Here is a 25,961-nt window from a genome sequence, read left to right as displayed (position 1 = left end):
AGACCATGGCACCGTTCACGCATCCGATTTCCTTCGTCAAGGAAGCCGCTCCGCTGGCGCATCTGTGCTGGAAGATGGGCTGGAACGAGGCCAATGGCGGCAATTTCTCGTGGCGGCTGCCGCGGGAGGAGATCGAGGCCATCCTGACCCGCCACTATCCCGAGCTCGCCCCCGGAGAGCCGGTGCCGATGCCGATCGACGAGCCTGAACTGGACGGGGAGTACTTCCTCGTCACCGGCTCGGGGCAGTTCTTCCGCCACGCGCTGGAAAAACCGAACCAGGTGTTCGGCATCGTGCGCATCACCGAAGGCGGCACCGCCTGGCAGAAATGCTGGGGCTTCTCGTCGGGTGCCAAGCCCACCTCGGAGTTTGCCACCCACCTTGTGGCCCACGCCATCCGCAAGCGCGTCTCGGACGGGCGTGAGCGGATGATCCTGCATTGCCACCCGCCGGAATTCGTCGCGTTGAGTTTCCTCGAGCCGCTCGACACCAGGCGGCTGACCCGCGTGCTCTGGGAGAAAATGCCCGAATGCATCGTCATCTTCCCCGATGGCGTGCGCGTGGTGCCGCTGCTGCTGCCCGGCACGGTCGAGATCGCGCAGGCCTCGTCGGTCGAGCTCGAGCACAGCCGGGTGATCTCGTGGAGCCACCACGGCATCTTCGCCTCCGAGGAAAACCCCGACAAGATCTTCGCGCTTGTCGAGACCGTCGAGAAGGCGGCAGCGATCCACCGCAAGGTGCTCTCGGCGGGCGGCGCGAAGCAGGCGATCTCGACCGACATGCTGCGCCAGCTTACCGAGAAGTTCGCCACGCTTCTGGTCGCGCCGCCGGTGCTGCTCGACGACTGACGCGCCTGCGGCCCGCGCCTAGTCGCGCGAGCCGATCACTGTGGTGATCTCGCCCACCCCTTCGATGGTGACGACACAGCTGTCGCCCGGCACCAGCGCGCCAACACCGGCCGGCGTGCCGGTCATGATCAGATCGCCCGGGGCCAGCTCGACGCTTTCCGACAGGAAGGCCACCACGTCCGCGACCGGCCAGATCATCTCGGACAGATCGCCATCCTGCTTCACCGTGCCATTCACTGACAGGCTGATGCGCCCCTCGGAGGGGTGGCCGATCTCGCTGGCCGAGACCAGCGGCCCGATCACCGCCGAACGGTCGAAGCCCTTCGAGAGATCCCACGGACGGCGCAGCTCCTTGGCGGCGTTCTGCATGTCGCGGCGGGTGAGGTCGTTGCCCACCGCGTACCCCCAGACATGCTCGAGCGCCCGGTCGGCCGGGATCTCGCGCCCGCCGGCGCCGATGGCGACCACCAGTTCGGCCTCGTAATGCAGGTTCTCGGTCTGCGGCGGATAGGAAATGGTCGCGCCGTCACCCACCACCGCATCGGCGGGCTTGGTAAAGAAGAACGGCGGCTCGCGGTCCGGGTCGCGCCCCATCTCGCGGGCATGGGCGGCGTAGTTGCGCCCGACGCAGAAGATGCGGCGGACCGGGAAGCGGTCTTCGCTGCCGGCGATGGCGATGGAGGGCGTCTCCATCGGGGGGATGACAAAGCTCATGCGAACTCCCGTGTCTCGTGCTGTCTCTTGAGGCTTACGCCCGGAGCTGCCCCCGATACCAGCCCCTTTCCCCGGCCCTCCAGATTGACAGGCAAGGCGAAGCGGCGCTTGATCCCGGCAACAGGAAAGGGCGGCGGCGGGCGACGCGCCGTGTAGAAAGGTGCAAGATGAAGAAGACAGTGGCAGTGATCGGCGCCGGCATCGTGGGGGTCTCGACCGCGATCTGGCTGCAGCGTGACGGGCATGACGTGATCCTGATCGACAAGGCCGGCCCCGGAGAGGGCACCAGCCACGGCAATGGCGGCGTGCTGGCCTCCTGCTCGGTGATGCCGGTGCCGGGGCCCGGGCTCTGGACCAAGGCGCCGAGGATGCTGCTCGATCCCAACCAGCCGCTCTTCATGAAATGGTCCTACCTGCCCAAGCTGGCACCGTGGCTGATGAAATACATGCGTCATGCCAATGCCGACAGCGCCCGCAGGCGGGCCGCGGCGGCGACTTCGATCATCGGCGACAGCCTGTCGGATCACCTTGCCCTCGCCACCGGCACCGGGGCCGAGAAGTGGGTCGTGCCCGGCGATTACGTCTTCATCTACAACACCCGCGCCGACTACGAGGCCGACTCTTTCGGCTTCTCGGTGCGCAAGGAAAACGGCTTCGAGTGGGAGCTGCTCGAGGATCAGGCGTTCCGGGACTATGACCCGATCTGGGGCCCGCAGATGACTTGCGCCGCCCGCTTCCCCGATCACGGCCGCATCAGTGATCCCGGCCAGTACGTCAAGGATCTCGCGGCCCACGTGCAGGCGCAGGGTGGCCGGCTGGTCATTGGCGAGGTGAGCGACATCGCCCGAGAGAAGGGCGTGGTCAGCGGCGTGCGGATCGGGGGCGAGACCATCGCCTGCGACGCAGCGGTGCTGACCACCGGCGTCTGGTCCGGCCCGCTCGCCGCCAAGCTCGGCGTCAAACCCCCGCTCGAGTCCGAGCGCGGCTACCATCTCGAGCTCTACGAGCCCTCGGTGATGCCGCGCTCGCCGGTGATGATCGCCTCGGGCAAGTTCGTCGCGACCCCGATGGACGGCCGGCTGCGGCTCGCCGGCATCGTCGAGCTTGGCGGGCTCGACCTGCCGCCGTCGCGCGCACCCTTCGCGCTGCTCGAAAAGCAGATCCGCGCCGCCATCCCGGGGCTCACCTGGAAAAAGACCGTGGAATGGATGGGGCACCGCCCCTCGATGTCCGATTCCCTGCCGATGATCGGGGAATCCCCTGTCGTGGGGGGCGCTTACATGGGATTCGGCCACGATCATGTCGGTTTGACAGGCGGTCCCAAGACCGGACGCCTCCTCTCGCAGTTGATCTCGGGCCATACCCCGAACATCAACCTTGCGCCCTACGCCCCGGATCGGTTTCACTGAAGAGACATAAAAACATTAGAACACAAACAGCAGGGAGTCTGAAAATGAAGACCATCAACACATTGCTCGCCGCCACCGCGCTGGCCGGGATCGGCGCCGCGGCACAGGCCGAGAAGTGGGACATGCCGATGGCCTACGCGGCCACCAACTTCCATTCCGAGGTCGGCGCGGCCTTCGCCTCCTGCGTGACCGAGGGCACCGGCGGCGATCTCGAGATCGTCACCCACCCGTCGGGCTCGCTGTTCGGCGGTGCCGAGATCAAGCGCGCGGTGATGACGGGCCAGGCCAATATCGGCGAGCGCCTGCTCTCGGCGCACCAGAACGAGAACGCGCTCTACGGCGTCGACTCGATCCCCTTCCTCGTGTCCTCCTTCGACGATCACGAAGCGCTCTGGGAGATCGCGTCGCCCTACGTCGCCTCGGCGCTGGAAGAAGACAACCTGCATTACCTCTACTCGGTGCCGTGGCCGCCGCAGGGCCTCTACACCAACATGGCGATCGAGGACATTGAGGACCTCAAGGGCGTGAAGTTCCGCTCCTACTCCACCGCGACCGCGCGCATGGCCGAGCTGACCGGCATGCTGCCGGTGCAGGTCGAGGCCGCGGAGCTGAGCCAGGCGCTGGCCACAGGCGTGGCCGAGAGCTTCATCTCCTCGGGGGCCACCGGCTATGACCGCGGCGTCTGGGAGCACCTGTCGCATTTCTACGAGGTCGACGCATGGCTGCCGCGCAACGCGGTCTTCGTGAACCTCGACGCGTGGAATGATCTGCCGGACGAGTCCAAGGCGGTAATGGAGGACTGTGCCACCACCGCCGCTGCCGACGGCCTCGCCAAGTCGAAGGACTACACCAGCTTCACGCTGGAAGAGCTGAAGAAGAACGGCATGACGGTCGAGCGGGCCTCCGAACACCTGATGGGCCAGCTGCAGGAGCTTGGCGCCACCATGACCGATGACTGGCTCGAGGCGGCCGGCGAAGACGGTCAGGCCATCGTCAACGCCTACAAGGGCGAGTAAGCGCCCCGGCGCGACAGCACCGCATAGATCACAGGCCCGCCACGGCGCGGGCCTGTGCTTTCCGGCCCCTGCCCCGGGGCCATCCCGACAAGACAAGGCGCACCCCTGCCCCGGCAGGACAAAAAGTGCCAGGACCAACAGTGAGGGACAGGACATGGCCGCCGCGAAGGCGCTCAGGCGCATACTCGACACGCTCTATTTCATCGGGGGCGTCATCGCCTCGCTCTTCCTGATCGCGATCCTCTCGATCATCGTGCTGCAGATGCTGGCGCGCTGGACCGGGCAGGTGTTTCCCGGCGCCACCTCCTATGCCGGCTACTGCATGGCGGCGGCGTCGTTCTTCGCCTTCGCCTACGCGCTGAACCACGGCGCCCATATCCGGGTGTCGCTGTTCCTCACCGCACTCGGGCGGTTCCGCTGGTGGGGAGAGCTCTGGTGCTTCGGCATCGGCACCGCGATCTCGACTTGGTTCGCGTGGTACGCCATCCGAGGCAACCAGATCTCGCACCGCTGGAACGAGCTCAGCCAGGGACTCGACGCCACCCCGATCTGGATCCCGCAGCTCTCGATGTCGATCGGCACGGTGCTGCTGGCCATCGCCTTCTGGGATCACCTCGTGCGGCTGATTTTCACCGGATCGCACGGCATCACCACCGACCTCGTCGATCAGAGCCAGGGAGAGTGACATGGAGCAGATGATCCCCATCGCCATCTTCCTCTTCGTGCTGTTCCTGCTTCTGGGCTCCGGGGTCTGGGTTGGCCTCGCGCTCATGGGCGTGGCCTATGTCGGCATGGAGCTCTTCACCTCGCGGCCCGCGGGCGACGCCATGATCACCAAGGTCTGGGCCTCGTCCTCGAGCTGGACACTCACCGCGCTGCCGCTGTTCATCTGGATGGGCGAGATCCTGTATCGGACGCGATTGTCCGAGGACATGTTCCGCGGCCTAAGCCCCTGGATGGCGCGCCTTCCGGGCGGGCTCGTGCACACCAACATCGTCGGTTGCACCGTCTTTGCCGCGGTCTCGGGCTCGTCGGCGGCGACGCTGACCACGGTGGGCAAGATGTCGATCCCCGAACTGCGCAAACGCAACTACCCCGAGACCATGGTGATCGGCACGCTGGCCGGCGCGGCCACGCTGGGGCTGATGATCCCGCCCTCGCTGACGCTCATCGTCTACGGCGTCACGATCAACGAGAGCGTCACCAAGCTCTTCATGGCGGGCGTCTTCCCCGGGCTCGTGCTGGCGCTGATGTTCATGGGCTACGTGGCGGTGATGTCCTTCGTCTCGAAGGGCTTCAATCCCGACCCCGAGCCGAAGATGAGCGTCATGGAGAAGCTCAAGAACTCGCGCTTCCTGATCCCGGTGATCTGCCTCATCTTGGTGGTGATCGGCTCCATGTATATGGGCATCGCCACCGCCACGGAGGCCGCCGCCTTCGGCGTCATCGGCTCGCTGATCCTCGCCGCAACGCAAGGCTCGCTGAGCTGGTCGAGCTTCAGCGAGAGCCTGATGGGCGCGGTGCGCACCTCGGCGATGATCGCGCTGATCCTCGCCGGGGCCTCGTTCCTGTCGCTGTCGATGGGCTTCACCGGCATCCCGCGCGGCCTTGCCGACCTGATCGCCAGCTGGGAGCTGTCGCGCTTCGAGCTGCTGATGGCGCTCCTCGTGTTCTACATCATCCTCGGCATGTTCCTCGACGGGATCTCGTCGGTGGTGCTGACCATGGCCGTGGTCGAGCCGATGATCCGGGCGCAGGGCATCGACATCATCTGGTTCGGCATCTTCATCGTCGTGGTGGTCGAGATGGCGCAGATCACCCCGCCGATCGGTTTCAACCTCTTCGTGCTGCAGGGCATGACCGGGCACGAGATGAACTTCATCGCCAAGGCGGCGATCCCGATGTTCCTGATCATGGTGGTGATGGTCTTCGTGCTGATCGCCTTCCCCGAGCTGGCCACCTGGCTGCCGGACAACATCCGCAAAGGACCCGCCGGCTGAACGGCGCGCCCAAGAATTTTAGCTAAAATTCTTGCCCCCAAGATTTTTCGTACGAAAAATCTTGGGGCTCATCCCTCAGGCGGCCAGTGCGGCAGGAAGCTGTCCTTCTCGGTCGCGATGAACTGCCAGACCGTGCGCGCCGCCCCGCTGAGCGGCGTCTCTGCCGGATGCAGCAGGAACCAGTGCCGCATGATCGGCAGCCCCGGCAGGTCCAGCGTCACCAGCCGTCCGCTGCGCAGCTCCTCCACCACCGTGTGATACGAGATCAGCGCCACCCCCAACCCGGCGATCACCGCCTGCTTGATGGTCTCGTTGGTGCCCATCTCGGCCCGTTCATAGGTCTTGCCCTCGCCGATCCGGTCGAGAAAGCGCGTGGCCAGGATGCGTGTGCCTGACCCCTGCTCGCGCATCAGGATGGTCTCCCGCAGGAGGTCGTCCGGGGTGATCTCGGCCGCGCCCACCAGCGGATGATCCGGCGGCGCGATCAGCACATGCGGGTGATCCCCGAGCGACAGCGCATCGAGCACCGGCTCGCGCGGGGGGCGGCCCATGATCGCCAGGTCGAGCGCCCCGTCCTGCAACGCGCCGATGATGGCGTCGCGGTTGCCGATCTGAAGCAGCACCTCGATCTCCGGGCAGGCCTTGCGCAGTCGCGCCACGATGGCCGGCGCGAAATACTTCCCCGTCGAGACCACGCCCAGGACCACCGTCCCGGCCATGCCCTTCTGAAGGGCATCGATTCGGCGCAGGGCGAGCCGGAACCCCGCATCGGCCCGCTCATGGGCCAGCAAGAGCGCCTCGCCTTCGGGGGTTGCGGCGAACGGGCCGGCCCCGTCCCGCGACAGCATGGCACAGCCAAAGGTCTGCTCCAGCGCCTTGAGCTGGCTGTGAACCGCCGGGGCGCTGAGCCCCAGCTCCTCCGCCGCGCGGGAAATTGAGCCTGTCCGATCAACGGCTTCCAAGGCGCGGAGCTGTTTGAAGGTCAGCGAGGCCAATCTGCGCATTCAAGTTTTCCTAAAACAAGATCAGAAGTTTTAAATTTTCTAACAAGCCCCAATCGGGAAGATCAAGTCTCAGTCACCCGTCGAGGAGGAGGAGGCCTTGATGACCGACCGCAACCCCTATTCCGCCGATGCGCCAATCCCGGCCCGTCTGCGCCCCGCCATGGAGGCCATCGGCCGGGTCGGCCGCGATCTCGCCCGGCACATCGCCCGCGGCCCACTCGCCGGCCAGCTGGCCGCCGCCGTGGGCGACAATGCCGATGGTGACGAGCAGAAGGCGCTCGACGTCATGGCCGATACCGCCTTTGCCGCCGCCCTGCGCGGGACCGGCATCCGCTGGTACGCCTCGGAAGAGCAGGACCGCGTCATCGAGCTCGACCCCGCCGGCCGCCTGGCGCTGGCGATCGACCCGCTCGACGGCTCGTCCAACATCGAGACCAACGTCTCGATCGGCACGATCTTCTCGATCCGCGAGGCCGGCGACGCGGGCGAGCCCAGCTTCCTGCGCCCGGGCCACGAGCAGATCGCAGCGGGCTACATCATCTACGGCCCGCAATGCATGATGGTGGTGACCTTCGGCGACGGTGTGCAGGACTACGTGCTCGACCTCGAGACCGGGCTCTTCACCCTGGTCAACAGCCGGCTGACCATTCCCGAGGAAAGCGCCGAATTCGCGATCAACGCCTCGAATTACCGCCACTGGGCAAGGCCCGTGCGCGCCTATATCGACGACTGCCTCGCCGGCAGTGAGGGGCCGCGCGCCAAGAACTTCAACATGCGCTGGATCGCCTCGCTTGTGGCCGAAACCCACCGCATCCTCGTGCGCGGCGGGCTGTTCCTCTACCCCCGCGATGACCGCCCGGGCTATGCCGATGGCCGGCTGCGCATGGTCTACGAATGCGCCCCCATCGCGATGCTGATCGAGCAAGCGCAGGGCCGCGCCACCGACGCCACCACCCGCATCCTCGACAAGGTGCCCGCGAGCCTTCACGCCCGCACGCCTTTCGTCTTCGGCTCGACCACCAAGGTCGACCGCGTCACCGCCTATCACGACCTGCCCGAGCAGGAAGTCTCCGCCCTCTTCGGTCACCGCGGCCTGTTCCGCGTCTGAGACCCGTCAGGAAAGTTCCATGAGCAAGAAGCATCCCATCATCTCGGTCACCGGCTCCTCGGGCGCCGGCACCACCACGGTCAAGGCGACCTTCGACCAGATCTTCCGCCGCGAGGGCATCAGCGCGGTGTCGATCGAGGGCGACGCCTTCCACCGCTACAACCGCGCCGACATGAAGGCCGAGCTCGAGAGCCGCAAGGCCGCGGGGGACGAGACCTTCTCGCATTTCTCCTATGACGCCAACGAGCTCGGCGAACTCGAAAGCATCTTCCGCACCTATGGCGAGACCGGCAGCGGCCGCACCCGCCACTACATCCACGACGAGAAAGAAGCCGAGCGCCACGGCACACCGCCGGGCCATTTCACCGACTGGAAGCCGTTTGCCGACGGCAGCGACCTGCTGTTCTACGAGGGCCTGCACGGCGCGGTGAAGAACGACGAGGTAAATCTCTCGGCGCTGGCCGATCTCAAGATCGGCGTGGTGCCGGTGATCAATCTCGAATGGATCCAGAAGATCCACCGCGACAAGGCCAGCCGCGGCTACACCACCGAGGCGGTGACCGACACCATCCTGCGCCGGATGCACGCCTACGTGCACTGCATCTGCCCGCAATTCGTCGAAACGGATGTGAACTTCCAGCGCGTGCCGGTGGTCGATACGTCCGACCCGTTCATCGCCCGCTGGATCCCCACCGCCGACGAGAGCCTCGTGGTGATCCGCTTCAAGAACCCGAGGGGGATCGATTTCCCCTACCTGACCTCGATGATCCAGAACTCGTGGATGAGCCGGGCCAACTCGATCGTCATCCCGGGTGGCAAGATGGATCTCGCCATGCAGCTGATCTTCACCCCGATGGTCCAGCGCCTCGTCCATGAATCCAAGCGTGCCTGAAGGAGCCCGTCCGATGACCATTCAGCAAGCGATCCCGACCACCACCGAAGACCTCATGGCCAACGCCATCCGTGCCCTCGCGATGGACGCGGTGCAGGCGGCGAACTCGGGCCATCCCGGTGCGCCGATGGGCATGGCCGACGTGGCCACCGTGCTGTTCAACCGCTTCATGACCGTCGATCCCAGGGACCACAGCTGGCCCGACCGCGACCGCTTTGTGATGAGCGCCGGGCACGGCTCGATGCTGGTCTACGCGATCAACCACCTGCTGGGCTATGACGACATGCCCATCGAGCAGCTCAAGCGTTTCCGCCAGCTTGGCAGCCGCACCGCCGGGCACCCGGAATACGGCCATGCCAAGGGCATCGAGACCACCACCGGCCCGCTCGGTCAGGGCATCTCGACCGCGGTGGGCATGGCGCTGGCCGAGCGCATGATGAATGCCCGGTTCGGCTCTGATCTGGTCGATCATTTCACCTATGTCATCGCCGGCGACGGCTGCCTGATGGAAGGCATCAGCCACGAGGCCATCGACCTCGCCGGACACCTGACCCTCTCCCGCCTGATCGTCCTCTGGGACGACAACGGGATCACCATCGACGGGGGCACCGACCTCTCGACCTCCACTGACCAGACGGCGCGCTTCGCGGCCGCCGGATGGCACGTTGTCTCCGTCGATGGCCATGACAAGGAGGCGGTCGCCGCCGCCATCGAGACGGCCCGCAGCGACCCGCGCCCCTCGATGATCGCCTGCAAGACGATCATCGGCTACGGCGCGCCCACCATGCAGGGCAGCCACAGCGTGCACGGCTCGCCGCTTGGGCCCGACGAGATCGCCGCCACCCGCGAGGCGCTCGGCTGGCCCCATGCGCCGTTCGAGATCCCCGCCGAGGTGCGCGACGGCTGGCGCGCCGTGGCCGCGCGCGGTGCCTCATCCCGTGCCGCATGGAGCCGCCGCCTCTTCGACAGCCCCAACGCCGACGCCTTCCGCGCCGCCCATGGCCCGGCGGACAAGGCGGCACTCGAGGCGGCGATCTGCGCCTACAAGCACCGGCTCTCGTCCGACGCCCCCAAACTTGCGACCCGCAAGGCCAGCGAGATGGCGCTCGAGGTGGTCAACGGCACCCTGCCCAACACCGTGGGCGGCTCCGCCGACCTCACCGGCTCGAACAACACCAGGACCAAGGGCCAGGGCCCCGTCAAACCGGGCGACTATGCCGGCAGCTACATTCATTACGGCATCCGCGAGCATGGCATGGCGGCGGCGATGAACGGCCTCGCGCTGCATGGCGGGCTCAAGCCCTATGGCGGCACCTTTCTCGCCTTCGCCGATTATTGCCGGCCCGCGATGCGGCTGTCGTCGCTGATGGGCGTGCCGGTGGTCTACGTCATGACCCATGACAGCATCGGCCTCGGCGAGGATGGCCCGACGCATCAGCCGGTCGAGACCATCGCCTCGCTGCGCGCCATGCCCAACCACCTCGTCTTCCGCCCCGCCGACGCGGTCGAAACCGCCGAGGCCTGGCAGATCGCCATGACCGAGACCCGTCGCCCGAGCACGCTGGCGCTGTCGCGTCAGGGCCTGCCCACGGTACGTACCCGCCACACCGACGCCAACCTCACCGCCAGCGGCGCCTACGTGCTCCGCGACCCGGGCAAGCGCGACGTGACGCTGATCGCCACCGGCTCCGAGGTCGAGATCGCGCTCGACGCCGCCGATCTGCTGGAGGCCGAGGGCATTCGGGCCGCCGTGATCTCGGCCCCGTGTTTCGAGCTCTTTGCCGAAGCGCGGCCCGAGACCCGCGCCGCGGTGCTGGGAGAGGCCCCGCGCATCGGCATAGAGGCCGCGATCCGGCAGGGCTGGGACCTGATGCTGCGCCCCGAGGACGGCTTCGTCGGCATGACCGGCTTTGGCGCCTCGGCCCCGGCAAGTGAGCTCTACCGCCATTTCGGCATCACCGCAGAGGCCGTCGCCGGCCTCGCCAAAGACCTGAAATAAAAGACAAAGGGACATCAATGACTGTCACGGTTGCGATAAACGGCTTCGGCCGTATCGGGCGAAATGTGCTCCGCGCCATCGCGGAATCGGGCCGCACCGATATCGAGGTGATCGCCATCAACGATCTCGGTCCGGTCGAGACCAACGCCCACCTGCTGCGCTACGACAGCGTGCACGGGCGCTTCCCCGGCGAGGTCACGGTCTCGGGCAACAGCATCGATCTGGGCCGCGGCCCGATCATGGTGACCGCCGAGCGCGATCCCGCCGCGCTGCCCTGGGGCGATGTCGATATCGCGCTGGAATGCACCGGCATCTTCACCGCCCGCGACAAGGCGGCGCTGCACCTGAAGAACGGCTCCAAGCGGGTGCTCGTCTCGGCTCCGGCGGCGGGCGCCGACAAGACCATCGTCTACGGCGTCAACCACGACACGCTGGGCTCGGACGACCTCGTGGTCTCGAACGCGTCCTGCACCACCAACTGCCTGTCTCCGGTCGCCAAGGCCCTGAACGACGCCATCGGCATCGATAAGGGGTTCATGACCACGATCCACAGCTACACCGGCGACCAGCCGACGCTCGACACCATGCATTCCGATCTCTACCGCGCCCGGGCCGCGGCGCAGTCGATGATCCCCACCTCCACCGGTGCCGCCAAGGCGGTGGGGCTCGTGCTGCCCGAGCTGAACGGACGGCTCGACGGCGTCGCGATCCGCGTACCGACGCCGAACGTCTCGGTGGTGGACCTCGTCTTCGAGGCGGCAAGGGATACCTCGGTCGACGAGGTCAACGCCGCGATCCGCACCGCCGCGGACGGGCCGCTCAAGGGCATCCTCGGCTACACCGACGCCCCCAACGTCTCGATCGACTTCAACCACAACCCGCATTCCTCGGTCTTCCACATGGACCAGACCAAGGTGATGGACGGCCGCATGGTCCGCATCCTGACCTGGTACGACAACGAGTGGGGCTTTTCGAACCGAATGGCCGATACCGCCGTGGCGATGGGAGGGCTGCTGTGATGCGCGTCACCCCGATCACCGAGGCGGAGGTCGCGGGCCAGCGCCTGCTGGTGCGCGCCGACCTGAACGTGCCTGTGGAGGGCGGCCGGGTTTCGGATGCCACCCGCATCACCCGCTTTGCCGAGGGCATGAAACCGCTGCTGGCCAAGGGGGCCCGGCTGGTCATCCTGACCCATTTCGGCCGGCCCAAGCCCAACGAGCTCGACCCGTCCTTCTCGGTCGACAAGCTGCGCCCGGCGCTTTCCGAGGCGCTCGGCGTGCCGGTGCGGTTCTCCGACAACTGCGCCACCGACAGCGCCGTTCTGCTGTCGCAGCAGCTGCGCGACGGCGAGGTGCTGCTCTGCGAGAACCTGCGCTACAACCCCGGCGAAACGACCAACGATCCCGCCTTCGCGGCAGAGCTGGCGCGGCTTGGCGATCTTTACGTCAACGACGCCTTCTCCTGCGCCCACCGGGCACATGCCTCCACCGCCGCTGTCGCCGGGCTCTTGCCCGCCTATGCCGGCCCCTTGCTGGTCGAGGAGATGACCGCGCTGACGCAGGCGCTCGAGGCGCCCGAGCGCCCATCGGTGGCACTGGTCGGCGGGGCCAAGGTCTCGACCAAGATCTCGGTGCTGAAGAACCTCGTCGGCAAGCTCGACGCGGTGATCATCGGCGGCGGCATGGCCAACACCTTCCTCTATGCCCGCGGCTACCGGATGGGGACATCGCTGCACGAGGCCGATCAGGTCGCCACGGTGCGCCAGATCGAGACACTGGCCGAGGCCGCGGGCTGCGAGATCCTGCTGCCCGAGGACGTGGTCGTCGCCCGCGAATTCGCCGCCGGCGCCCCCTGCGAGACGGTGCCCGCCGACCAGTGCCCAGCTGACGCGATGATCCTCGATGCCGGGCCGCAATCGGCCGAGGCCTTCATGGCGCGGCTGAACCACGCTCACACCATCCTCTGGAACGGCCCGCTGGGCGCGTTCGAGATCCCGCCCTTCGACGCCGCCACCGCGGCGGTGGCCCGCAAGGCGGCCAAGCTCAGCTTTGAGAGCCGCGCCGTCACCGTGGCGGGCGGCGGCGACACCGTCGCGGCGCTCAACGCCGCCGGGGTCACCGGCGACTTCACCTATGTCTCCACCGCCGGTGGGGCATTCCTGGAATGGCTGGAAGGCAAGACGCTGCCCGGCATCGCGGCGCTTTGCGCGCCCAAGCAAGCGGCCTGAGGGAGGACCGACCATGGCACTGATAACGCTGAGACAATTGCTGGATCACGCGGCCGAGAACGGCTACGGCGTGCCCGCCTTCAACATCAACAACATGGAGCAGGGCCTCGCGATCATGGAGGCGGCCGAGGCCTGCGACGCCCCGGTCATCCTGCAGGCCTCGCGCGGGGCCCGGAAATACGCCGGCGACATCATGCTGCGCCACATGGTGCAGGCGCTGGCCGAGATGTTCCCCTCGAACCACATCGTGATGCATCAGGATCACGGCAACAACGACGCCACCTGCCTCTCGGCGATCCGGCACGGCTTTACCAGCGTGATGATGGACGGCTCGCTCGAGGAGGACATGAAGACCCCGGCCTCCTACGCGTACAATGTCGAGATCACCCGCCGCGTCACCACCGCCGCCCACGCGGTCGGCGCCTCGGTCGAGGGTGAGCTGGGTGTTCTAGGCTCGCTGGAAACCGGCGAGGCCGCAGCCGAGGACGGCTCCGGCGCCGAGGGCAAGCTCAGCCACGACCAGCTGCTGACCGATCCCGATCAGGCGGTCGAGTTCGTCATGGCGACCAAGTGCGATGCGCTTGCCATCGCCTGCGGCACCTCGCACGGCGCCTACAAGTTCACCCGCAAGCCCGACGGCGACATCCTGTCGATGGAGACCATTCGCCGGATCAACGAGAAGCTGCCGAACACGCACTTGGTGATGCACGGCTCGAGCTCGGTGCCGCAGGCGCTGCAGGACCTGATCAACGCCAATGGCGGGCACATGCCGCAAACCTACGGCGTCCCGGTCGAGGAGATCGAGCGCGGCATCCGCATGGGCGTGCGCAAGGTCAATATCGATACCGACTGCCGCATGGCGATGACCGGCCAGTACCGCCGCATCGCGCAGGAGATGCCCGAGGAGTTCGACCCGCGCAAATTCAACGCGCCGGCGATGGAGGAGCTGCGCGCGCTCTGCCGCGACCGGTTCGAGCGCTTCGGCACCGCCGGGCAGGCCTCCACGATCCGCCCCGTCTCGCTCGACGACATGGCGAGCCGCTACGCCAGCGGCGCGCTCGACCCGCAGATTGCCGCGGCCAACGCCGCCTGACGCCACCCGAAAGACGCATCCAGAGGAGGAGAAAACCATGCTGGACGATGCCAAGACCGTGACCGACGCCAAGAAACGCTACAGCGCGGGCGTGATGAAATATGCCCAGATGGGCTACTGGGAGCCGGACTACACCCCCAAGGACACCGACATCATCGCGCTGTTCCGCATCACCCCGCAGGATGGCGTGGATGCGGTCGAGGCCGCCGCCGCGGTGGCTGGCGAAAGCTCCACCGCCACCTGGACGGTGGTCTGGACCGACCGGCTCACCGCCTGCGACAAGTACCGCGCCAAGGCCTACCGGGTCGATCCGGTGCCCAACAGCGAGGGCGAGTTCTTCGCCTACATCGCTTATGATCTCGACCTGTTCGAGGGCGGCTCGATCGCCAACCTGACGGCCTCGATCATCGGCAACGTCTTCGGCTTCAAGCCGCTCAAGGCGCTGCGGCTCGAGGACATGCGCCTGCCCACCGCCTACGTGAAGACCTTCCAAGGCCCGGCCACCGGCATCGTGGTCGAACGCGAGCGGCTCAACGTCTATGGACGGCCGCTGCTCGGCGCCACCGTGAAGCCCAAGCTCGGCCTCTCGGGGCGCAATTACGGCCGGGTGGTCTATGAGGCGCTCAAGGGCGGGCTCGATTTCACCAAGGATGACGAGAACATCAACAGCCAGCCCTTCATGCACTGGCGTGACCGCTTCCTCTACTGCATGGAGGCGGTGAACCGCGCCTCCGCCGCCACCGGCGAGGTCAAGGGCACCTATCTCAACATCACCGCCGGCACGATGGAAGAGATGTACGAGCGCGCCGAGTTCGCCAAGCGCCTTGGCAGCGTCATCGTGATGATCGACCTGGTGATCGGCTACACCGCGATCCAGTCGATGGCCAAATGGGCCCGTGACAACGACATGATCCTGCACCTGCACCGCGCCGGACACTCGACCTACACCCGCCAGCGCTCGCACGGGGTGTCGTTCCGGGTCATCGCCAAGTGGATGCGGCTTGCGGGCGTCGACCACCTTCACGCCGGTACCGTCGTCGGCAAGCTCGAGGGCGATCCGGCCACCACCAAGGGCTACTACGACATCTTCCGCGAGGAACATAACCCGATGGCGCTGGAGAACGGCATCTTCTTCGACCAGGACTGGGCCTCGCTCAACAAGATGATGCCGGTGGCCTCGGGCGGCATCCATGCCGGCCAGATGCATCAGCTTCTCACCTACTTGGGTGAGGACGTGGTGCTGCAGTTCGGCGGCGGCACCATCGGCCACCCGCACGGCATCCAGGCCGGTGCCACCGCGAACCGGGTGGCGCTCGAGGCGATGGTCTTCGCCCGCAATGCCGGACGCGACATCTGGAACGAGGGCGAGGACATCCTGCGCGACGCGGCCCGCACCTGCACGCCGCTGAAGCAGGCGCTCGACACCTGGAAGGATGTCACCTTCGACTACGCCTCGACCGACGCGCCGGACTTCGCCCCGACGCCGGACGTCTCGATGTGAGCCCGCGCGGGGGCGCAGCCGCGCCCCCCCTAACGTTTCACGGGCATCAGCCCGACCCTCTGAAAGGACATGACATGCGACTGAGACAGGGCCAGTTCAGCTTTCTCCCCGACCTCACCGACGACGACATCCGCACCCAGGCGCAATACGCCATCGACAATGGCTGGGCGGTGTCGGTGGAATACACCGACGATCCCCACCCGCGGAACAGCTACTGGGAGATGTGGGGCCACCCGATGTTCGACAATCCCGACGCCGCGGCGGTGGTCTACGAGGTCAACGAGTGCCGCAAGGAGCACGGCTCGAAATACATCCGCGTGCTGGCCTTCGATGCCAGCGCCGGCTGGGAATCGATCCGCATGAGCTTCATCGTCAACCGCCCCGCCGAGGAGCCGGGCTTCCGCGTGGTGCGGCAGGAGGCCGAGGGCCGCAAGATCCGCTACACCATCGAGAGCTACGCCGTGCGCGAGCCCGAGGGCGCGCGCTACGCCTGAGCCGCTTGCGGGACGACAGACGCCGGACCGGGGGGCTTTGCGCCCCCCGGCCCCCCCGCAGGATATTTTCAGCCAGAAGAAGACAGGGGATCCGCCCATGAATGCCGAGACCAGGGAGATGACACCCTCGAGCGTCGACCTTGCCGCCTCCTACGAGGAGTCGGGCGTGAAGGATATCTTGCGCGAACTCGACGAGACGTTGATCGGGCTCGCCCCGGTCAAGCAACGCATCAAGGAGACGGCGGCGCTCTTGCTGGTCGACAAGGCGCGGCGCGAGATGGGGCTGGCGACCGAGACGCCCACGCTTCACATGAGCTTCACCGGCAATCCCGGCACCGGCAAGACCACGGTGGCGCTGAAGATCGCCGACCTGCTGCACCGGCTGGGATACGTGCGGAAGGGGCACCTCGTGACGGTGACGCGCGACGATCTGGTGGGGCAGTATATCGGCCACACCGCGCCCAAGACCAAGGAGGTGCTGAAGAAGGCGATGGGCGGCGTGCTGTTCATCGACGAGGCCTATTATCTCTACCGGCCCGAGAACGAGCGCGATTACGGCCAGGAGGCGATCGAGATCCTCTTGCAGGTGATGGAGAACAACCGCGACGATCTCGTGGTGGTTCTGGCCGGCTATGCCGACCGGATGGATCGGTTCTTCGAATCGAACCCGGGCTTCCGCTCGCGCATCGCCCATCACATCGAGTTTCCCGATTACAGCGATGACGAGCTCGAGAGCATCGCCGAGATCATGCTGGCGGAGCAGAATTACGTCTTTGACGAGGGTGGCAAGCGTGCGATGGAGGAGTATATCGGGCAGCGACGCGCGCAGCCGCACTTCGCCAATGCGCGCTCGATCCGCAATGCGCTCGACCGGGCGCGGCTGCGGCAGGCCAACCGGCTGTTCGAGACCTCGGACGGCCCGCTCGACGCCACGGCGCTGAGCACCATCACGGAGGCGGACATCCGCGCCAGCCGCGTCTTCCGGGGCGGGCTCGACGTGGACCGCGCGCAAAGGGAGACATGCGCATGAGCTTCGACCGTTCGATCAAGATCGCCCCGTCGATCCTGTCGGCAGATTTCGCCAATTTCGGCGCCGAGATCCAGGCCATCGAGGCGCAGGGCGCCGACTGGGTGCACGTGGACGTCATGGACGGGCATTTCGTGCCCAACCTGACCTTCGGCCCGCCGGCGGTGAAGGCGTTCCGCCCGCATGTGAAGACCTTCATGGACGTGCACCTGATGATCGCACCGGTGGATCCCTATATCGAGGCCTATGCCGAGGCCGGTGCCGACATGATCACCGCCCATGTCGAGGCCGGCCCGCACATCCACCGCACCCTGCAGGCGATCCGCGCGCAGGGCGTGAAGGCCGGCGTGGTGCTCAATCCCGGCACCCCGGCCGACGCCGTGGCCGACGTGCTCGACCTCTGCGACATGGTGCTGATCATGACGGTGAACCCCGGCTTCGGCGGGCAGAAGTTCATCCATTCCGGCGTCGAGAAGACCCGCAAGATCCGCCATATGATCGGCGACCGCCCGATTCACATCCAGATCGACGGCGGCATCACGCCCGAGACCGCGCCGCTGGTGGTCGAGGCCGGGGCCGACGTGCTGGTCGCGGGCTCTGCCGTGTTCAAGGGTGGCTCGGTCGATACGCCCGAGGTCTACGGCCAGAACATGCGTGCCATCCGCGAGGCCGCCGAGGGCGCCCGCGTGAAGGCGGCCTGAGCCATGCCGGTCGTCCCGCCCGTCTGCGATTTCGGCCGCCCCGCCCCCGGCTTCTCGCTGCCGGGTACGGACGGCCGGAGCCACACGTTCCGCGACGTCGCCGGGCCGAAGGGCACGCTGGTGATGTTCATCTGCAACCACTGCCCCTACGTGCTCGCCGTGCTCGACCGGACCATCCGCGATGCCCGCGACCTGCAGGCGATGGGCATCGGCGTGGTGGCGATCAGCGCCAACGATGCCGAGGCCTATCCGCAGGACAGCTTCGAGAACATGAAGGCGATGGCGGCGGAGAAGGACTTTCCCTTCCCCTATCTCTACGACGAGGGACAGGGCGTCGCCCGCGCATACGATGCCGCCTGCACGCCGGATTTCTTCGGCTACGACGCATCGGGCGGGCTGCAATATCGCGGCCGGCTCGACGCCTCGCGCCGGGAGGCGGGCCCCGCCGACCTGCGCCGAGACCTCTATGAAGCGATGAAACAGGTCGCCGAGACCGGGCATGGCCCGAAGGAACAGATCCCCTCGATGGGCTGTTCGATCAAGTGGAAGCCCGCCTGAGAGGCGAGCCCACCCTGCCCCAAAGCCACGAAGGACCGCCCATGACCGCTCCCCGGACCGCCCTCGTCTTCGACCTCGACGGCACGCTGATCGACAGCGCCCCCGACCTGCACCTTGCCGCAAATCTCGTGCTGCGCGACGAGGGCCTGCCCGAGATCACCTTCGCACAGGCGCGCAGCTTCATCGGCAAGGGTGCTGCCAATCTCATCAGCCGCGTGATGACGGCGGTCGGGCTGGGCGATGACCCGGACGAACACGCCCGCCTGCTGGCCAAGTTCATGGAGCATTACGAGGGCGAGCCCGCCAACACGGTGCTCTATCCCGGCGTGGTCGACGCGCTGGCCCGGCTCGAGGCGGCGGGTCACCCGATGGGGCTTTGCACCAACAAGCCGGGCGAGCCCACGCGCATCGCATTGCGGCATTTCGGGCTCGATCGCTTCATGCAGGCGGTCGCAAGCGCCGACACGCTGCCCGAGCGCAAGCCCGACCCGGCGCCCTTGCACCACGTGGCGCGCGCCCTCGGCGACGGCACGGCGCTTTACATCGGCGACAGCGAGGTCGATGCCGAGACCGCCCGGCGCGCCGGCCTGCCCTTCGCGCTCTATACCGAGGGCTACCGCAAGACGCCGATCTCGGAGCTCTACCACACCTACATCTTCGACCATTTCGACCAACTGCCGGATCTTGTTGCCCGCCACGGCGCCTCGGTCGAGGCATGAGCACGCCGCTCCGGGCGCTGATCTTCGACGTCGACGGCACGCTGGCCGAGACCGAGGAGGCACACCGGATGGCCTTCAACGACAGTTTCGACAACGCGGGTCTTGGCTGGCACTGGAGCCGAGAGGACTATCGCCGGCTGCTGAAGACCACCGGCGGCAAGGAGCGGATTCGGGCGTTTCTCGCCGAAAGCGGGAAGAGCGATGCGGGACTGGACATCGCGGCGCTCCATGCCGCGAAGACGCGCCGCTACGTCGAGATCCTCGAAAGCGGCGGGCTGGCCCTGCGGGAGGGGGTCGAGGCGCTGATGGTGGCGGCACGCGGGGCCGGGATGCGGCTCGCCATCGCCACCACTACCAGCCGGCCCAATGTCGAGGCGCTCTGCCGCTGCTGCTGGGGCAAACCTGCGGCGGAGCTCTTCGACGTGATCGCGGCGGGCGACGAGGTGGCGACGAAGAAGCCGGCGCCGGATGTCTACGCGCTCGCGCTGGAGCGGTTGGGATTGCCCGCAGGCGAGGTGCTGGCGCTGGAGGACAGCCGCAACGGCGTGCTCTCAGCGCAGCGCGCGGGGATTGCAGTGCTGGTGACGCCTTCGGTCTATACCGCAGGCGAGGATTTCGCCGGCGCCGAGATCGTCGCCTCGCTGGCCCCGGGTGACCTGCCGTCGCGGATCCGCGACGCGCTCTCCGTGGGGGCCTGACGCCCCTCCCGATATGCCCTCAGCCGGCGGGTTTGACCGCCACGAGGTCGATCAGCGCAGACACCCCCTTGTGCCCGTGACCCTCGTCAAGCTCCGCCTCGTAGCTTTCCAGCACCCGGATTTCGAGCCCGGCGAAGGCCTCGCGCAGCAGCGCTTCGGTATAGAGGTTCTCAAGCGCCTTCGGCCCGCCGGTGCCATGGTCGAGCTGCTTCGGCGTATAGCCGTGCAGCATCAGCACGCCGCCAGGCCGCAGCGCCCGCACCATGCGCCCGAAGAGTCGCGCCCGCGCCTCGGGACCGACGAACTGGATGAACACGCCGAGCACGAGATCATAGGCGGCCTCGGGCCAATCCCACGCCTCGAGATCGGCGACCTGATAGTCGACCTCGACCCCGGCCTTCTGCGCCAGTTTGCGTGCCTTGGCGATCGCCGAGGGCGCGCCGTCCCATGCGGTGACCGAAAGCCCCTTCTGCGCGAGGAAGACCGAGTTGCGCCCCTCTCCATCGGCCACCGACAGCGCGCTTGCACCGGGCGTCAGCCACTCCGCGTGTGCGAGCAGGAACGCCGCCGGGGCGCGACCAAAGACGTAGTCCTCGGTGTTGAAGCGCTCTTCCCACATTCTGACGTCTCCCTGCTGTCCTGCCGGAATGGTAGCCGGCCGCCGCGCCCTTGCAAGCGCGTGGCTGTAACCTTCCCCACCGGAAAGTCATTTGACGCCAGCCGCACGCCATTGCCATAAGCTTTGAAAAACTTGGCAAAACACTGCACTTACCCGGGAGGATCCCAGATGAAACCCATGCTAGCCGCCGCAGCCCTCGCGGCCGCGCTCGCCATGCCGGCCCTGGCCGATCCCGATCCCGCCGACTGGGATGCGGTGACCGCCGAGGCGCAGGGCCAGACCGTCTACTGGAACGCCTGGGGCGGCTCGGACGTGATCAACGACTTCATCACCTGGATCGGCGAGCAGGCCGCCGAGCAGGGCGTGACGCTTGAGCATGTGAAGCTCACCGACACGGCCGAGGCGGTGAGCCGGGTGCTGGCCGAGAAAACCGCCGGCAAGGACGAGGGCGGCGCGATCGATCTCATCTGGATCAATGGCGAGAACTTCGCCTCGATGAAGGAGCAGGACCTGCTGTTCGGGCCCTGGGCCGAGGCGCTGCCCAACCGCGCCCTGACCGATCCCCAGAACAGCGCCCTGAGCGCCGACTTCACCGTTCCGACCGATGGCATGGAAAGCCCTTGGGGTATGGCGCAGCTGGTGTTCTTCCACGACAGCGCCCGCCTGCCCGAGCCGCCGCGCACCATGCCCACGCTGCTGGCCTGGGCGCAGGCCAATCCCGGCCGCTTCACCTTTCCGCAGCCACCTGATTTCCTCGGCGCGACCTTCCTGAAACAGGCGCTGATCGAGTTCTCGCCAGACATGATGGCGCTTGAGGGCCCGGTGGAAGATGCCGATTACGAGGCCACCACCGCGCCGCTGTGGGCCTTCATGGACGAGTTGACGCCGAACCTTTGGCGGCAGGGCCGCGCCTATCCGCAGAACGGCGCGCGGCTGGTGCAGCTGATGGCCGACAACGAGATCGACATCGGCTTCGACTTCAATCCCAACGCCGCCTCCAACGCCATCGCAAACGGCCAGCTGCCCGACAGCGTGCGCAGCCACGTGCACGACGGCGGCACGCTGGGCAATGCCAGCTTCGTCGCCATCCCCTACAACGCCAACGCCAAGGCCGGCGCCATGGTCGTGGCCGACATCCTGCTCTCGCCAGAGGCGCAGGCCCGCATGGCCGACCCGGAGGTCTGGGGCCTCGGCACCGTGCTCGACGTGGCCGCGCTCGAGCCCGAGCAGCTGCTGCTCTTCGACCGCATCGAGTTCGGCCCGGCGACGCTGAAGCCCGAGGAGCTGGGCGAAACCCTGCCAGAGCCGCACCCGTCGTGGATGGTGAAGCTCGAGGAGGACTGGACCGCGCGCTACGGCGTCGCGCAATAATCCATGTCCCTGCTGCGGCGCGCCCCGGCCCTGACGCTGCTGGTGATGCTCGGCCCGGTGCTCGCCGGGCTGGCGGGCACGCTTCTGCCCGCCTTCGGCATCATGCCGGCGCTGGGGCGGGTCGAGCCGGGGCTGATGCCATTTTCCGAGCTCGCCGCCTGGCCGGGGCTGCCGCGTGCGGTGGCGCTGAGCCTTGCTACCGGGCTCGGCTCGACACTGTTGGCACTGGCGCTCACCATGCTGATCTGCGCCGGCTGGCAGGGCACCCGCGCCTTTCGCTGGCTCGAGCGCGCGCTCTCGCCGCTCCTGTCGGTGCCGCACGCCGCCGCAGCCTTCGGCCTTGCCTTTCTGATCGCGCCCTCGGGCTGGATCGCCCGCGCGCTGGCGCAGCTGCTGGGTTGGGAGCGTCCGCCCGATCTGCTGATCCTTCAGGACCCATGGGGGCTCTCGCTGATCGCCGGGCTGGTGGTGAAGGAGCTGCCCTTCCTGCTGCTGATGACGCTGGCCGCCCTGCCCGCGCTGCGCCCGGGCCAGAGCCTCGCCACCGCGCGCAGCCTGGGCTACGGGCGCAGCGCCGGCTGGCTCAAGACCGTGTTTCCGAGGCTCTACCCGCAAATCCGCCTGCCGGTCTACGCGGTGCTGGCCTTCTCCATGAGCGTGGTCGACGTGGCGCTGATCCTCGGACCGAACACGCCTCCGACGCTGGCCGTGCAGGTGCTGCGCTGGATGAACGATCCCGATCTCGCCCTGCGCCTGCGCGCTGCGGCCGGGGCATTGCTGCAACTGGTGCTGACGCTGGGCGCGCTGGGGCTCTGGCGGTTGGGCGAGATGGCAGTGGCGCGGATCGGGCGGGCCTGGATCGAGGCCGGCGGACGCGCCCGGCACGATGCGCCGCTGCGCGCGCTCTCCTTCGGGGCGGGCGCGCTCTCGGCGCTGGCGATCATCCTCGGCCTCACGGCGCTCGGCGTCTGGTCGGTGGCCGGGTTCTGGGGCTTTCCGGCGCTGCTGCCCGACGCATTCACCGCGAAGAGCTGGATGAAGCAGGGGCCGCAGCTGCTCTCACCCGCCGCAGACACAGCGCTGATCGCGCTGGTCGCCACCGGGGTGGCGCTCGCGCTGGTGCTGGCCTGCCTCGAGGCGGAGCACCGCTTTGGCTTGCGGCCCTCGGCGCGGGCGCTGTGGCTGCTTTACCTGCCGCTCATCGTGCCCCAGATCGCCTTCCTGCCGGGGTTGCAGATCCTCGCGCTGGTGGGCGGGGTCGATGGCACGATCACGGCGGTGATCGCGGCGCATGTGATCTTTGTCCTGCCCTACGTGTTCCTGTCGCTGGCCGATCCCTATCGCGGCTGGGATCGGCGCAACGCCATCGTGGGCCACGCGCTAGGGGCCAGCCCGGCGCGGGTGTTCTGGCGCCTGCGCCTGCCGATGCTGCTGCGCCCGATGCTGACCGCCATGGCGGTGGGCTGCGCGGTCTCGGTCGGGCAATTCCTGCCGACGCTGCTGCTTGGTGGCGGGCGGGTCCAGACGCTGACCACCGAGGCGGTGGCGCTGGCCTCCGGCGGGGCGCGGCGGGTGATCGGGGTCACCGCGTTGGCACAGACTGCCGCCGCCTTCCTGCCCTTCGCGCTGGCGCTGCTGATCCCGGCGCTGGTCTGGCGCAATCGGAAAGGACTGAAACATGGCTGACGGGCTGAGGCTCGACACGCTCGAGATCCGCCTTGGCGGGCGCTGCATGGTGGCGCTCGACGCGCATGTGGCGCCCGGCGAAGTGCTCACCGTGATGGGCCCGTCCGGCTCGGGCAAGTCGACGCTGCTGGCCGCGATCACCGGTGCGCTCGATCCGGCCTTCGCGCTTTCGGGGCGCATCCTGCTCGACGGTGAGGACGTCACCGCCCTGCCCACCGAACGGCGACGCATCGGCATCCTGTTTCAGGACGAGCTGCTGTTCCCGCATCTCTCGGTCGGCGGCAATCTCGCCTTCGGGCTGACGCCCTCGCTGCGCGGCCGCGCGGCACGGCGCAAGCGCATCGACAGCGCGTTGCAGCAGATCGGTCTGGAGGGCTTTGCGTCGCGCGATCCAGCGACGCTCTCGGGCGGGCAGAAGGCCCGCGTGGCGCTGATGCGCACGCTGCTGGCCGACCCCCGCGCGCTGCTGCTCGACGAGCCGTTCTCACGTCTGGATGCGGCGCGGCGCGGCCAGATCCGCGAGCTGGTCTTCGCCCGCGCCAAAGCCCAGCGCCTGCCGGTGCTTCTGGTGACCCACGACCGCGAGGATGCCTGCGCCGCAGGCGGTGCGGTGATCGAGCTCGGCGCCTAGAACCTCATCAGGAGGCGCGCTTGAGCCGGTCCTCGAGTTCCTTGGCGTACTCTGCCATCTTCACCCGGAAGCGCTTTTCGATGCCCGACTTTCCGAGCTTCATCGACTGCACCATCAACCGCGCCGACAGCGTCTTGGGCAGCAGCTCGACCTTCATCCCGACGCGGGTCCGGCTGCGCGACAGCGCCACGAAGTCGATCTGCGTCACGATCTCCAGCCCGCCAGACACGGCGTGATAGCTGAGCGCATTGGGCGGATCGTATTCCGTCAGCGTGACATCGGTGGTGCGGGTCTTGCCACGGAAGCCGAACGTGGCCTGCCAGCTCATGCCACGGGCCGTGCCGGCCCCGCCCTCGGAGGTGCGGCGCACGTCGATGCTGCGGCGCATGATCTGGCGCTCGATCTGCTCGAAATTGGTGGCCTGTGCAAAGACCTGCTCGAGCGGCGCCTCGATGTCCTCGCGGGTGGTGAATTCCATCTGCTCTCTGCCCCGTTCTGTCCGTGGGTGTGTTGGCGGTCAGTCTTGCCTCAATCCAGACGGTCCGCAAGCCAGTTGCGCAGGAGGAAATTCGCGATCGAGCCGCGCCTTGCAGGCTGCAGGCCCGGGTTCGAGCCGTCGAAGGCGGCGGCCAGTTCCTCGCGGCTGACCCAGCGCGCGGTCTCGATCTCGTTCGGGTCGATCTCGATCTCGTCGCTCTCGGCCGCGCCATGGCAGCCGATCATCAGCGACGCCGGGAACGGCCAAGGCTGGCTGGCCAGGTAGCGCACCGCGCCGACCTTGATGCCGGCCTCCTCGACCACCTCGCGGCGCACCGCAGCCTCCAGCGTCTCGCCCGGCTCCACGAAGCCCGCGAGGCACGAGAACATCCCCTCCGGCCAGCCCGGAGAGCGGCCCAGCAGGCAGGCATTGCCGCGGGTGATCAGCATGATCACCACCGGATCGGTGCGTGGGAAATGATGGGCACCGCAGGACGGGCAGATGCGCTGCCAGCCAGCCATGAACACATCGCTCTTGGTGCCGCAGCGGGCGCAGAAGCCGTGGCTCTGGTGCCAGCCAAAGAGCGCGCGGGCGGTGGCGCCAAGCTCGGCATCGCGCGGGGTGAGCTGGGTCAGCAGCGCCCGCAGCTCGACGAAATGCGCCCCCGGACAGGCCGGGTGGGCCTGCTCGGTGCTGTCGAGGAAGCCGCCCTCGCCGGGCGCCTCGCCCTCCGGCTCCCAGCCCGAGATGTCATGGGAGAAGATGGCACCGCTGTCTTCGCGACCAAGGAACAGCGGCTCGCCGCGCGCCTCCGCCAGCACCGGGTGATCGAGCGGCAACCGGCAGAGGCCTGATCCGTCCTGCAACATCAGCACCTTGCCGCGCCAGAGCAGGATCGTGCGCGTCTCGGGGGCCTGCATCAGCGCCGCCAACGCCGGAATGTCGCCGCGCAGCTCTGCCGCACGGTCGAGCCCGGATCCGCCGAATGTCACCTCTTCCGCATGTCTCATGTTCGCCCTGCCCCCTGTTCTGCGTCGCGCCGGCCCAAGGGTTCCCATGGCAAACCCGTCCGATCGAGCCAATCGGCCCATGGAATCCCATGACATGCCCGCCGCGACGTGGCAAACCTGTTTCCCGAGACCGTTTCCCCAACGGAAGCCTCTCCCGA

26 protein-coding genes are annotated in these 25,961 nt (G+C 67.6%); 21 read left to right on the top strand and 5 right to left on the bottom strand.

All coding sequences use genetic code 11. From position 1 onward, the window contains the following. The first annotated feature begins 5 nt into the window (after positions 1 to 5). Positions 6 to 848 (top strand): rhamnulose-1-phosphate aldolase, encoded by an 843-nt coding sequence (rhaD, locus tag R2601_RS09620; protein ID WP_007797211.1) that lies wholly within the window; start codon positions 6 to 8, stop codon positions 846 to 848. An 18-nt stretch (positions 849 to 866) separates the two neighbouring features. Here rhaD and R2601_RS09615 read toward each other — a convergent pair whose 3' ends face one another. Beyond that, positions 867 to 1,562 (bottom strand): fumarylacetoacetate hydrolase family protein, encoded by a 696-nt coding sequence (locus R2601_RS09615; protein ID WP_007797209.1) that lies wholly within the window; start codon positions 1,560 to 1,562, stop codon positions 867 to 869. A gap of 167 nt (positions 1,563 to 1,729) precedes the next feature. Between R2601_RS09615 and R2601_RS09610 the strand changes: the two genes are divergently transcribed. The 4 genes from R2601_RS09610 (at position 1,730) to R2601_RS09595 (ending at position 5,987) form a co-directional block, all read left to right on the top strand. Next, the gene (locus tag R2601_RS09610) at positions 1,730 to 2,971 is read left to right on the top strand and encodes an NAD(P)/FAD-dependent oxidoreductase (protein ID WP_007797206.1); all 1,242 of its coding nucleotides are present in this window, start codon (positions 1,730 to 1,732) and stop codon (positions 2,969 to 2,971) included. A 44-nt stretch (positions 2,972 to 3,015) separates the two neighbouring features. Beyond that, on the top strand, positions 3,016 to 3,987 hold the full coding sequence (locus R2601_RS09605) for a TRAP transporter substrate-binding protein (protein WP_007797205.1): 972 nt from the start codon (positions 3,016 to 3,018) through the stop codon (positions 3,985 to 3,987). 154 nt (positions 3,988 to 4,141) lie between these two features. Further along, a complete protein-coding gene (locus tag R2601_RS09600) occupies positions 4,142 to 4,672 on the top strand; it encodes a TRAP transporter small permease (protein ID WP_007797202.1) in 531 nt (176 codons plus the stop codon). A gap of 1 nt (position 4,673) precedes the next feature. Next, complete coding sequence (locus R2601_RS09595) at positions 4,674 to 5,987, top strand: TRAP transporter large permease (RefSeq protein ID WP_007797200.1); 1,314 nt, start codon at positions 4,674 to 4,676, stop codon at positions 5,985 to 5,987. A 68-nt stretch (positions 5,988 to 6,055) separates the two neighbouring features. Here R2601_RS09595 and cbbR read toward each other — a convergent pair whose 3' ends face one another. Continuing rightward, the gene (cbbR, locus tag R2601_RS09590) at positions 6,056 to 6,991 is read right to left on the bottom strand and encodes a LysR family regulator CbbR (RefSeq protein WP_040544559.1); all 936 of its coding nucleotides are present in this window, start codon (positions 6,989 to 6,991) and stop codon (positions 6,056 to 6,058) included. 100 nt (positions 6,992 to 7,091) lie between these two features. On the opposite strand from cbbR, the gene R2601_RS09585 reads away from it, so the two are divergent. The 13 genes from R2601_RS09585 (at position 7,092) to R2601_RS09525 (ending at position 20,008) form a co-directional block, all read left to right on the top strand. Beyond that, positions 7,092 to 8,099, top strand: a complete 1,008-nt coding sequence (locus R2601_RS09585; RefSeq protein WP_007797193.1) for a class 1 fructose-bisphosphatase — start codon at positions 7,092 to 7,094, stop codon at positions 8,097 to 8,099. Between the two features lie 19 nt (positions 8,100 to 8,118). Beyond that, positions 8,119 to 8,991: a phosphoribulokinase gene (locus R2601_RS09580; protein ID WP_007797191.1), complete on the top strand. Its 873-nt coding sequence runs from the start codon at positions 8,119 to 8,121 to the stop codon at positions 8,989 to 8,991. Between the two features lie 13 nt (positions 8,992 to 9,004). Continuing rightward, on the top strand, positions 9,005 to 10,990 hold the full coding sequence (tkt, locus tag R2601_RS09575) for a transketolase (protein ID WP_007797188.1): 1,986 nt from the start codon (positions 9,005 to 9,007) through the stop codon (positions 10,988 to 10,990). Positions 10,991 to 11,007: 17 nt separating this feature from the next. Beyond that, positions 11,008 to 12,009 (top strand): type I glyceraldehyde-3-phosphate dehydrogenase, encoded by a 1,002-nt coding sequence (gap, locus tag R2601_RS09570; protein ID WP_007797186.1) that lies wholly within the window; start codon positions 11,008 to 11,010, stop codon positions 12,007 to 12,009. After that, entirely contained in the window at positions 12,009 to 13,217 is a 1,209-nt protein-coding gene (locus tag R2601_RS09565) for a phosphoglycerate kinase (protein WP_007797183.1), read from the top strand. Before gap ends, R2601_RS09565 begins: the two co-directional genes overlap by 1 nt. 13 nt (positions 13,218 to 13,230) lie before the next feature. After that, positions 13,231 to 14,310, top strand: a complete 1,080-nt coding sequence (fba, locus tag R2601_RS09560) for a class II fructose-bisphosphate aldolase (RefSeq protein WP_007797180.1) — start codon at positions 13,231 to 13,233, stop codon at positions 14,308 to 14,310. Positions 14,311 to 14,347: 37 nt separating this feature from the next. Further along, positions 14,348 to 15,811, top strand: a complete 1,464-nt coding sequence (locus R2601_RS09555; RefSeq protein WP_007797177.1) for a form I ribulose bisphosphate carboxylase large subunit — start codon at positions 14,348 to 14,350, stop codon at positions 15,809 to 15,811. Positions 15,812 to 15,885: 74 nt separating this feature from the next. Continuing rightward, positions 15,886 to 16,305, top strand: a complete 420-nt coding sequence (locus tag R2601_RS09550) for a ribulose bisphosphate carboxylase small subunit (RefSeq protein WP_007797172.1) — start codon at positions 15,886 to 15,888, stop codon at positions 16,303 to 16,305. A gap of 97 nt (positions 16,306 to 16,402) precedes the next feature. Next, on the top strand, positions 16,403 to 17,335 hold the full coding sequence (gene cbbX / locus R2601_RS09545) for a CbbX protein (RefSeq protein WP_007797168.1): 933 nt from the start codon (positions 16,403 to 16,405) through the stop codon (positions 17,333 to 17,335). Next, positions 17,332 to 18,033 carry a ribulose-phosphate 3-epimerase gene (gene rpe, locus R2601_RS09540; protein ID WP_007797165.1) on the top strand — a complete coding sequence of 234 codons (702 nt, stop codon included), beginning with the start codon at positions 17,332 to 17,334 and terminating at the stop codon, positions 18,031 to 18,033. The genes cbbX and rpe overlap by 4 nt, the downstream gene beginning before the upstream one ends. A gap of 3 nt (positions 18,034 to 18,036) precedes the next feature. Continuing rightward, a complete protein-coding gene (locus R2601_RS09535; RefSeq protein WP_007797163.1) occupies positions 18,037 to 18,591 on the top strand; it encodes a thioredoxin family protein in 555 nt (184 codons plus the stop codon). 41 nt (positions 18,592 to 18,632) lie between these two features. Continuing rightward, positions 18,633 to 19,310 (top strand): phosphoglycolate phosphatase, encoded by a 678-nt coding sequence (gene gph / locus R2601_RS09530; protein ID WP_007797160.1) that lies wholly within the window; start codon positions 18,633 to 18,635, stop codon positions 19,308 to 19,310. Further along, the gene (locus R2601_RS09525) at positions 19,307 to 20,008 is read left to right on the top strand and encodes an HAD-IA family hydrolase (protein WP_007797154.1); all 702 of its coding nucleotides are present in this window, start codon (positions 19,307 to 19,309) and stop codon (positions 20,006 to 20,008) included. The genes gph and R2601_RS09525 overlap by 4 nt, the downstream gene beginning before the upstream one ends. 19 nt (positions 20,009 to 20,027) lie before the next feature. Here R2601_RS09525 and R2601_RS09520 read toward each other — a convergent pair whose 3' ends face one another. Beyond that, complete coding sequence (locus tag R2601_RS09520; protein WP_007797152.1) at positions 20,028 to 20,627, bottom strand: SAM-dependent methyltransferase; 600 nt, start codon at positions 20,625 to 20,627, stop codon at positions 20,028 to 20,030. Positions 20,628 to 20,795: 168 nt separating this feature from the next. On the opposite strand from R2601_RS09520, the gene R2601_RS09515 reads away from it, so the two are divergent. From R2601_RS09515 to R2601_RS09505, 3 genes are read left to right on the top strand one after another with little or no spacing between them, the layout of a single operon-like run. Then, positions 20,796 to 21,998, top strand: a complete 1,203-nt coding sequence (locus R2601_RS09515; protein ID WP_007797150.1) for an ABC transporter substrate-binding protein — start codon at positions 20,796 to 20,798, stop codon at positions 21,996 to 21,998. A gap of 3 nt (positions 21,999 to 22,001) precedes the next feature. Continuing rightward, positions 22,002 to 23,684: an ABC transporter permease gene (locus tag R2601_RS09510; RefSeq protein ID WP_007797147.1), complete on the top strand. Its 1,683-nt coding sequence runs from the start codon at positions 22,002 to 22,004 to the stop codon at positions 23,682 to 23,684. Further along, positions 23,677 to 24,315, top strand: a complete 639-nt coding sequence (locus tag R2601_RS09505; protein ID WP_007797144.1) for an ATP-binding cassette domain-containing protein — start codon at positions 23,677 to 23,679, stop codon at positions 24,313 to 24,315. Before R2601_RS09510 ends, R2601_RS09505 begins: the two co-directional genes overlap by 8 nt. A gap of 7 nt (positions 24,316 to 24,322) precedes the next feature. On the opposite strand, the gene R2601_RS09500 is transcribed toward R2601_RS09505, so the two are convergent. Both R2601_RS09500 and nudC read right to left on the bottom strand, forming a co-directional pair. Further along, on the bottom strand, positions 24,323 to 24,793 hold the full coding sequence (locus R2601_RS09500; protein ID WP_007797141.1) for an SRPBCC family protein: 471 nt from the start codon (positions 24,791 to 24,793) through the stop codon (positions 24,323 to 24,325). A 50-nt stretch (positions 24,794 to 24,843) separates the two neighbouring features. Further along, the gene (nudC, locus tag R2601_RS09495) at positions 24,844 to 25,803 is read right to left on the bottom strand and encodes an NAD(+) diphosphatase (RefSeq protein ID WP_007797140.1); all 960 of its coding nucleotides are present in this window, start codon (positions 25,801 to 25,803) and stop codon (positions 24,844 to 24,846) included. Between the last annotated feature and the right edge of the window lie 158 nt (positions 25,804 to 25,961).

This window comes from Salipiger bermudensis HTCC2601, from assembly GCF_000153725.1.
Classification (GTDB): Bacteria; Pseudomonadota; Alphaproteobacteria; order Rhodobacterales; family Rhodobacteraceae; genus Salipiger; species Salipiger bermudensis.
This window is presented reverse-complemented; position numbering and strand designations above follow the sequence as displayed.

What these genes read in the sequence shown, in the direction of transcription:
- rhaD (WP_007797211.1), top strand. Translation starts at nt 6, where the DNA reads ATGGCACCGTTCACGCATCCGATTTCCTTCGTCAAGGAAGCCGCTCCG.
- R2601_RS09615 (WP_007797209.1), bottom strand. Translation starts at nt 1,562, where the DNA reads ATGAGCTTTGTCATCCCCCCGATGGAGACGCCCTCCATCGCCATCGCC.
- R2601_RS09610 (WP_007797206.1), top strand. Translation starts at nt 1,730, where the DNA reads ATGAAGAAGACAGTGGCAGTGATCGGCGCCGGCATCGTGGGGGTCTCG.
- R2601_RS09605 (WP_007797205.1), top strand. Translation starts at nt 3,016, where the DNA reads ATGAAGACCATCAACACATTGCTCGCCGCCACCGCGCTGGCCGGGATC.
- R2601_RS09600 (WP_007797202.1), top strand. Translation starts at nt 4,142, where the DNA reads ATGGCCGCCGCGAAGGCGCTCAGGCGCATACTCGACACGCTCTATTTC.
- R2601_RS09595 (WP_007797200.1), top strand. Translation starts at nt 4,674, where the DNA reads ATGGAGCAGATGATCCCCATCGCCATCTTCCTCTTCGTGCTGTTCCTG.
- cbbR (WP_040544559.1), bottom strand. Translation starts at nt 6,991, where the DNA reads ATGCGCAGATTGGCCTCGCTGACCTTCAAACAGCTCCGCGCCTTGGAA.
- R2601_RS09585 (WP_007797193.1), top strand. Translation starts at nt 7,092, where the DNA reads ATGACCGACCGCAACCCCTATTCCGCCGATGCGCCAATCCCGGCCCGT.
- R2601_RS09580 (WP_007797191.1), top strand. Translation starts at nt 8,119, where the DNA reads ATGAGCAAGAAGCATCCCATCATCTCGGTCACCGGCTCCTCGGGCGCC.
- tkt (WP_007797188.1), top strand. Translation starts at nt 9,005, where the DNA reads ATGACCATTCAGCAAGCGATCCCGACCACCACCGAAGACCTCATGGCC.
- gap (WP_007797186.1), top strand. Translation starts at nt 11,008, where the DNA reads ATGACTGTCACGGTTGCGATAAACGGCTTCGGCCGTATCGGGCGAAAT.
- R2601_RS09565 (WP_007797183.1), top strand. Translation starts at nt 12,009, where the DNA reads ATGCGCGTCACCCCGATCACCGAGGCGGAGGTCGCGGGCCAGCGCCTG.
- fba (WP_007797180.1), top strand. Translation starts at nt 13,231, where the DNA reads ATGGCACTGATAACGCTGAGACAATTGCTGGATCACGCGGCCGAGAAC.
- R2601_RS09555 (WP_007797177.1), top strand. Translation starts at nt 14,348, where the DNA reads ATGCTGGACGATGCCAAGACCGTGACCGACGCCAAGAAACGCTACAGC.
- R2601_RS09550 (WP_007797172.1), top strand. Translation starts at nt 15,886, where the DNA reads ATGCGACTGAGACAGGGCCAGTTCAGCTTTCTCCCCGACCTCACCGAC.
- cbbX (WP_007797168.1), top strand. Translation starts at nt 16,403, where the DNA reads ATGAATGCCGAGACCAGGGAGATGACACCCTCGAGCGTCGACCTTGCC.
- rpe (WP_007797165.1), top strand. Translation starts at nt 17,332, where the DNA reads ATGAGCTTCGACCGTTCGATCAAGATCGCCCCGTCGATCCTGTCGGCA.
- R2601_RS09535 (WP_007797163.1), top strand. Translation starts at nt 18,037, where the DNA reads ATGCCGGTCGTCCCGCCCGTCTGCGATTTCGGCCGCCCCGCCCCCGGC.
- gph (WP_007797160.1), top strand. Translation starts at nt 18,633, where the DNA reads ATGACCGCTCCCCGGACCGCCCTCGTCTTCGACCTCGACGGCACGCTG.
- R2601_RS09525 (WP_007797154.1), top strand. Translation starts at nt 19,307, where the DNA reads ATGAGCACGCCGCTCCGGGCGCTGATCTTCGACGTCGACGGCACGCTG.
- R2601_RS09520 (WP_007797152.1), bottom strand. Translation starts at nt 20,627, where the DNA reads ATGTGGGAAGAGCGCTTCAACACCGAGGACTACGTCTTTGGTCGCGCC.
- R2601_RS09515 (WP_007797150.1), top strand. Translation starts at nt 20,796, where the DNA reads ATGAAACCCATGCTAGCCGCCGCAGCCCTCGCGGCCGCGCTCGCCATG.
- R2601_RS09510 (WP_007797147.1), top strand. Translation starts at nt 22,002, where the DNA reads ATGTCCCTGCTGCGGCGCGCCCCGGCCCTGACGCTGCTGGTGATGCTC.
- R2601_RS09505 (WP_007797144.1), top strand. Translation starts at nt 23,677, where the DNA reads ATGGCTGACGGGCTGAGGCTCGACACGCTCGAGATCCGCCTTGGCGGG.
- R2601_RS09500 (WP_007797141.1), bottom strand. Translation starts at nt 24,793, where the DNA reads ATGGAATTCACCACCCGCGAGGACATCGAGGCGCCGCTCGAGCAGGTC.
- nudC (WP_007797140.1), bottom strand. Translation starts at nt 25,803, where the DNA reads ATGAGACATGCGGAAGAGGTGACATTCGGCGGATCCGGGCTCGACCGT.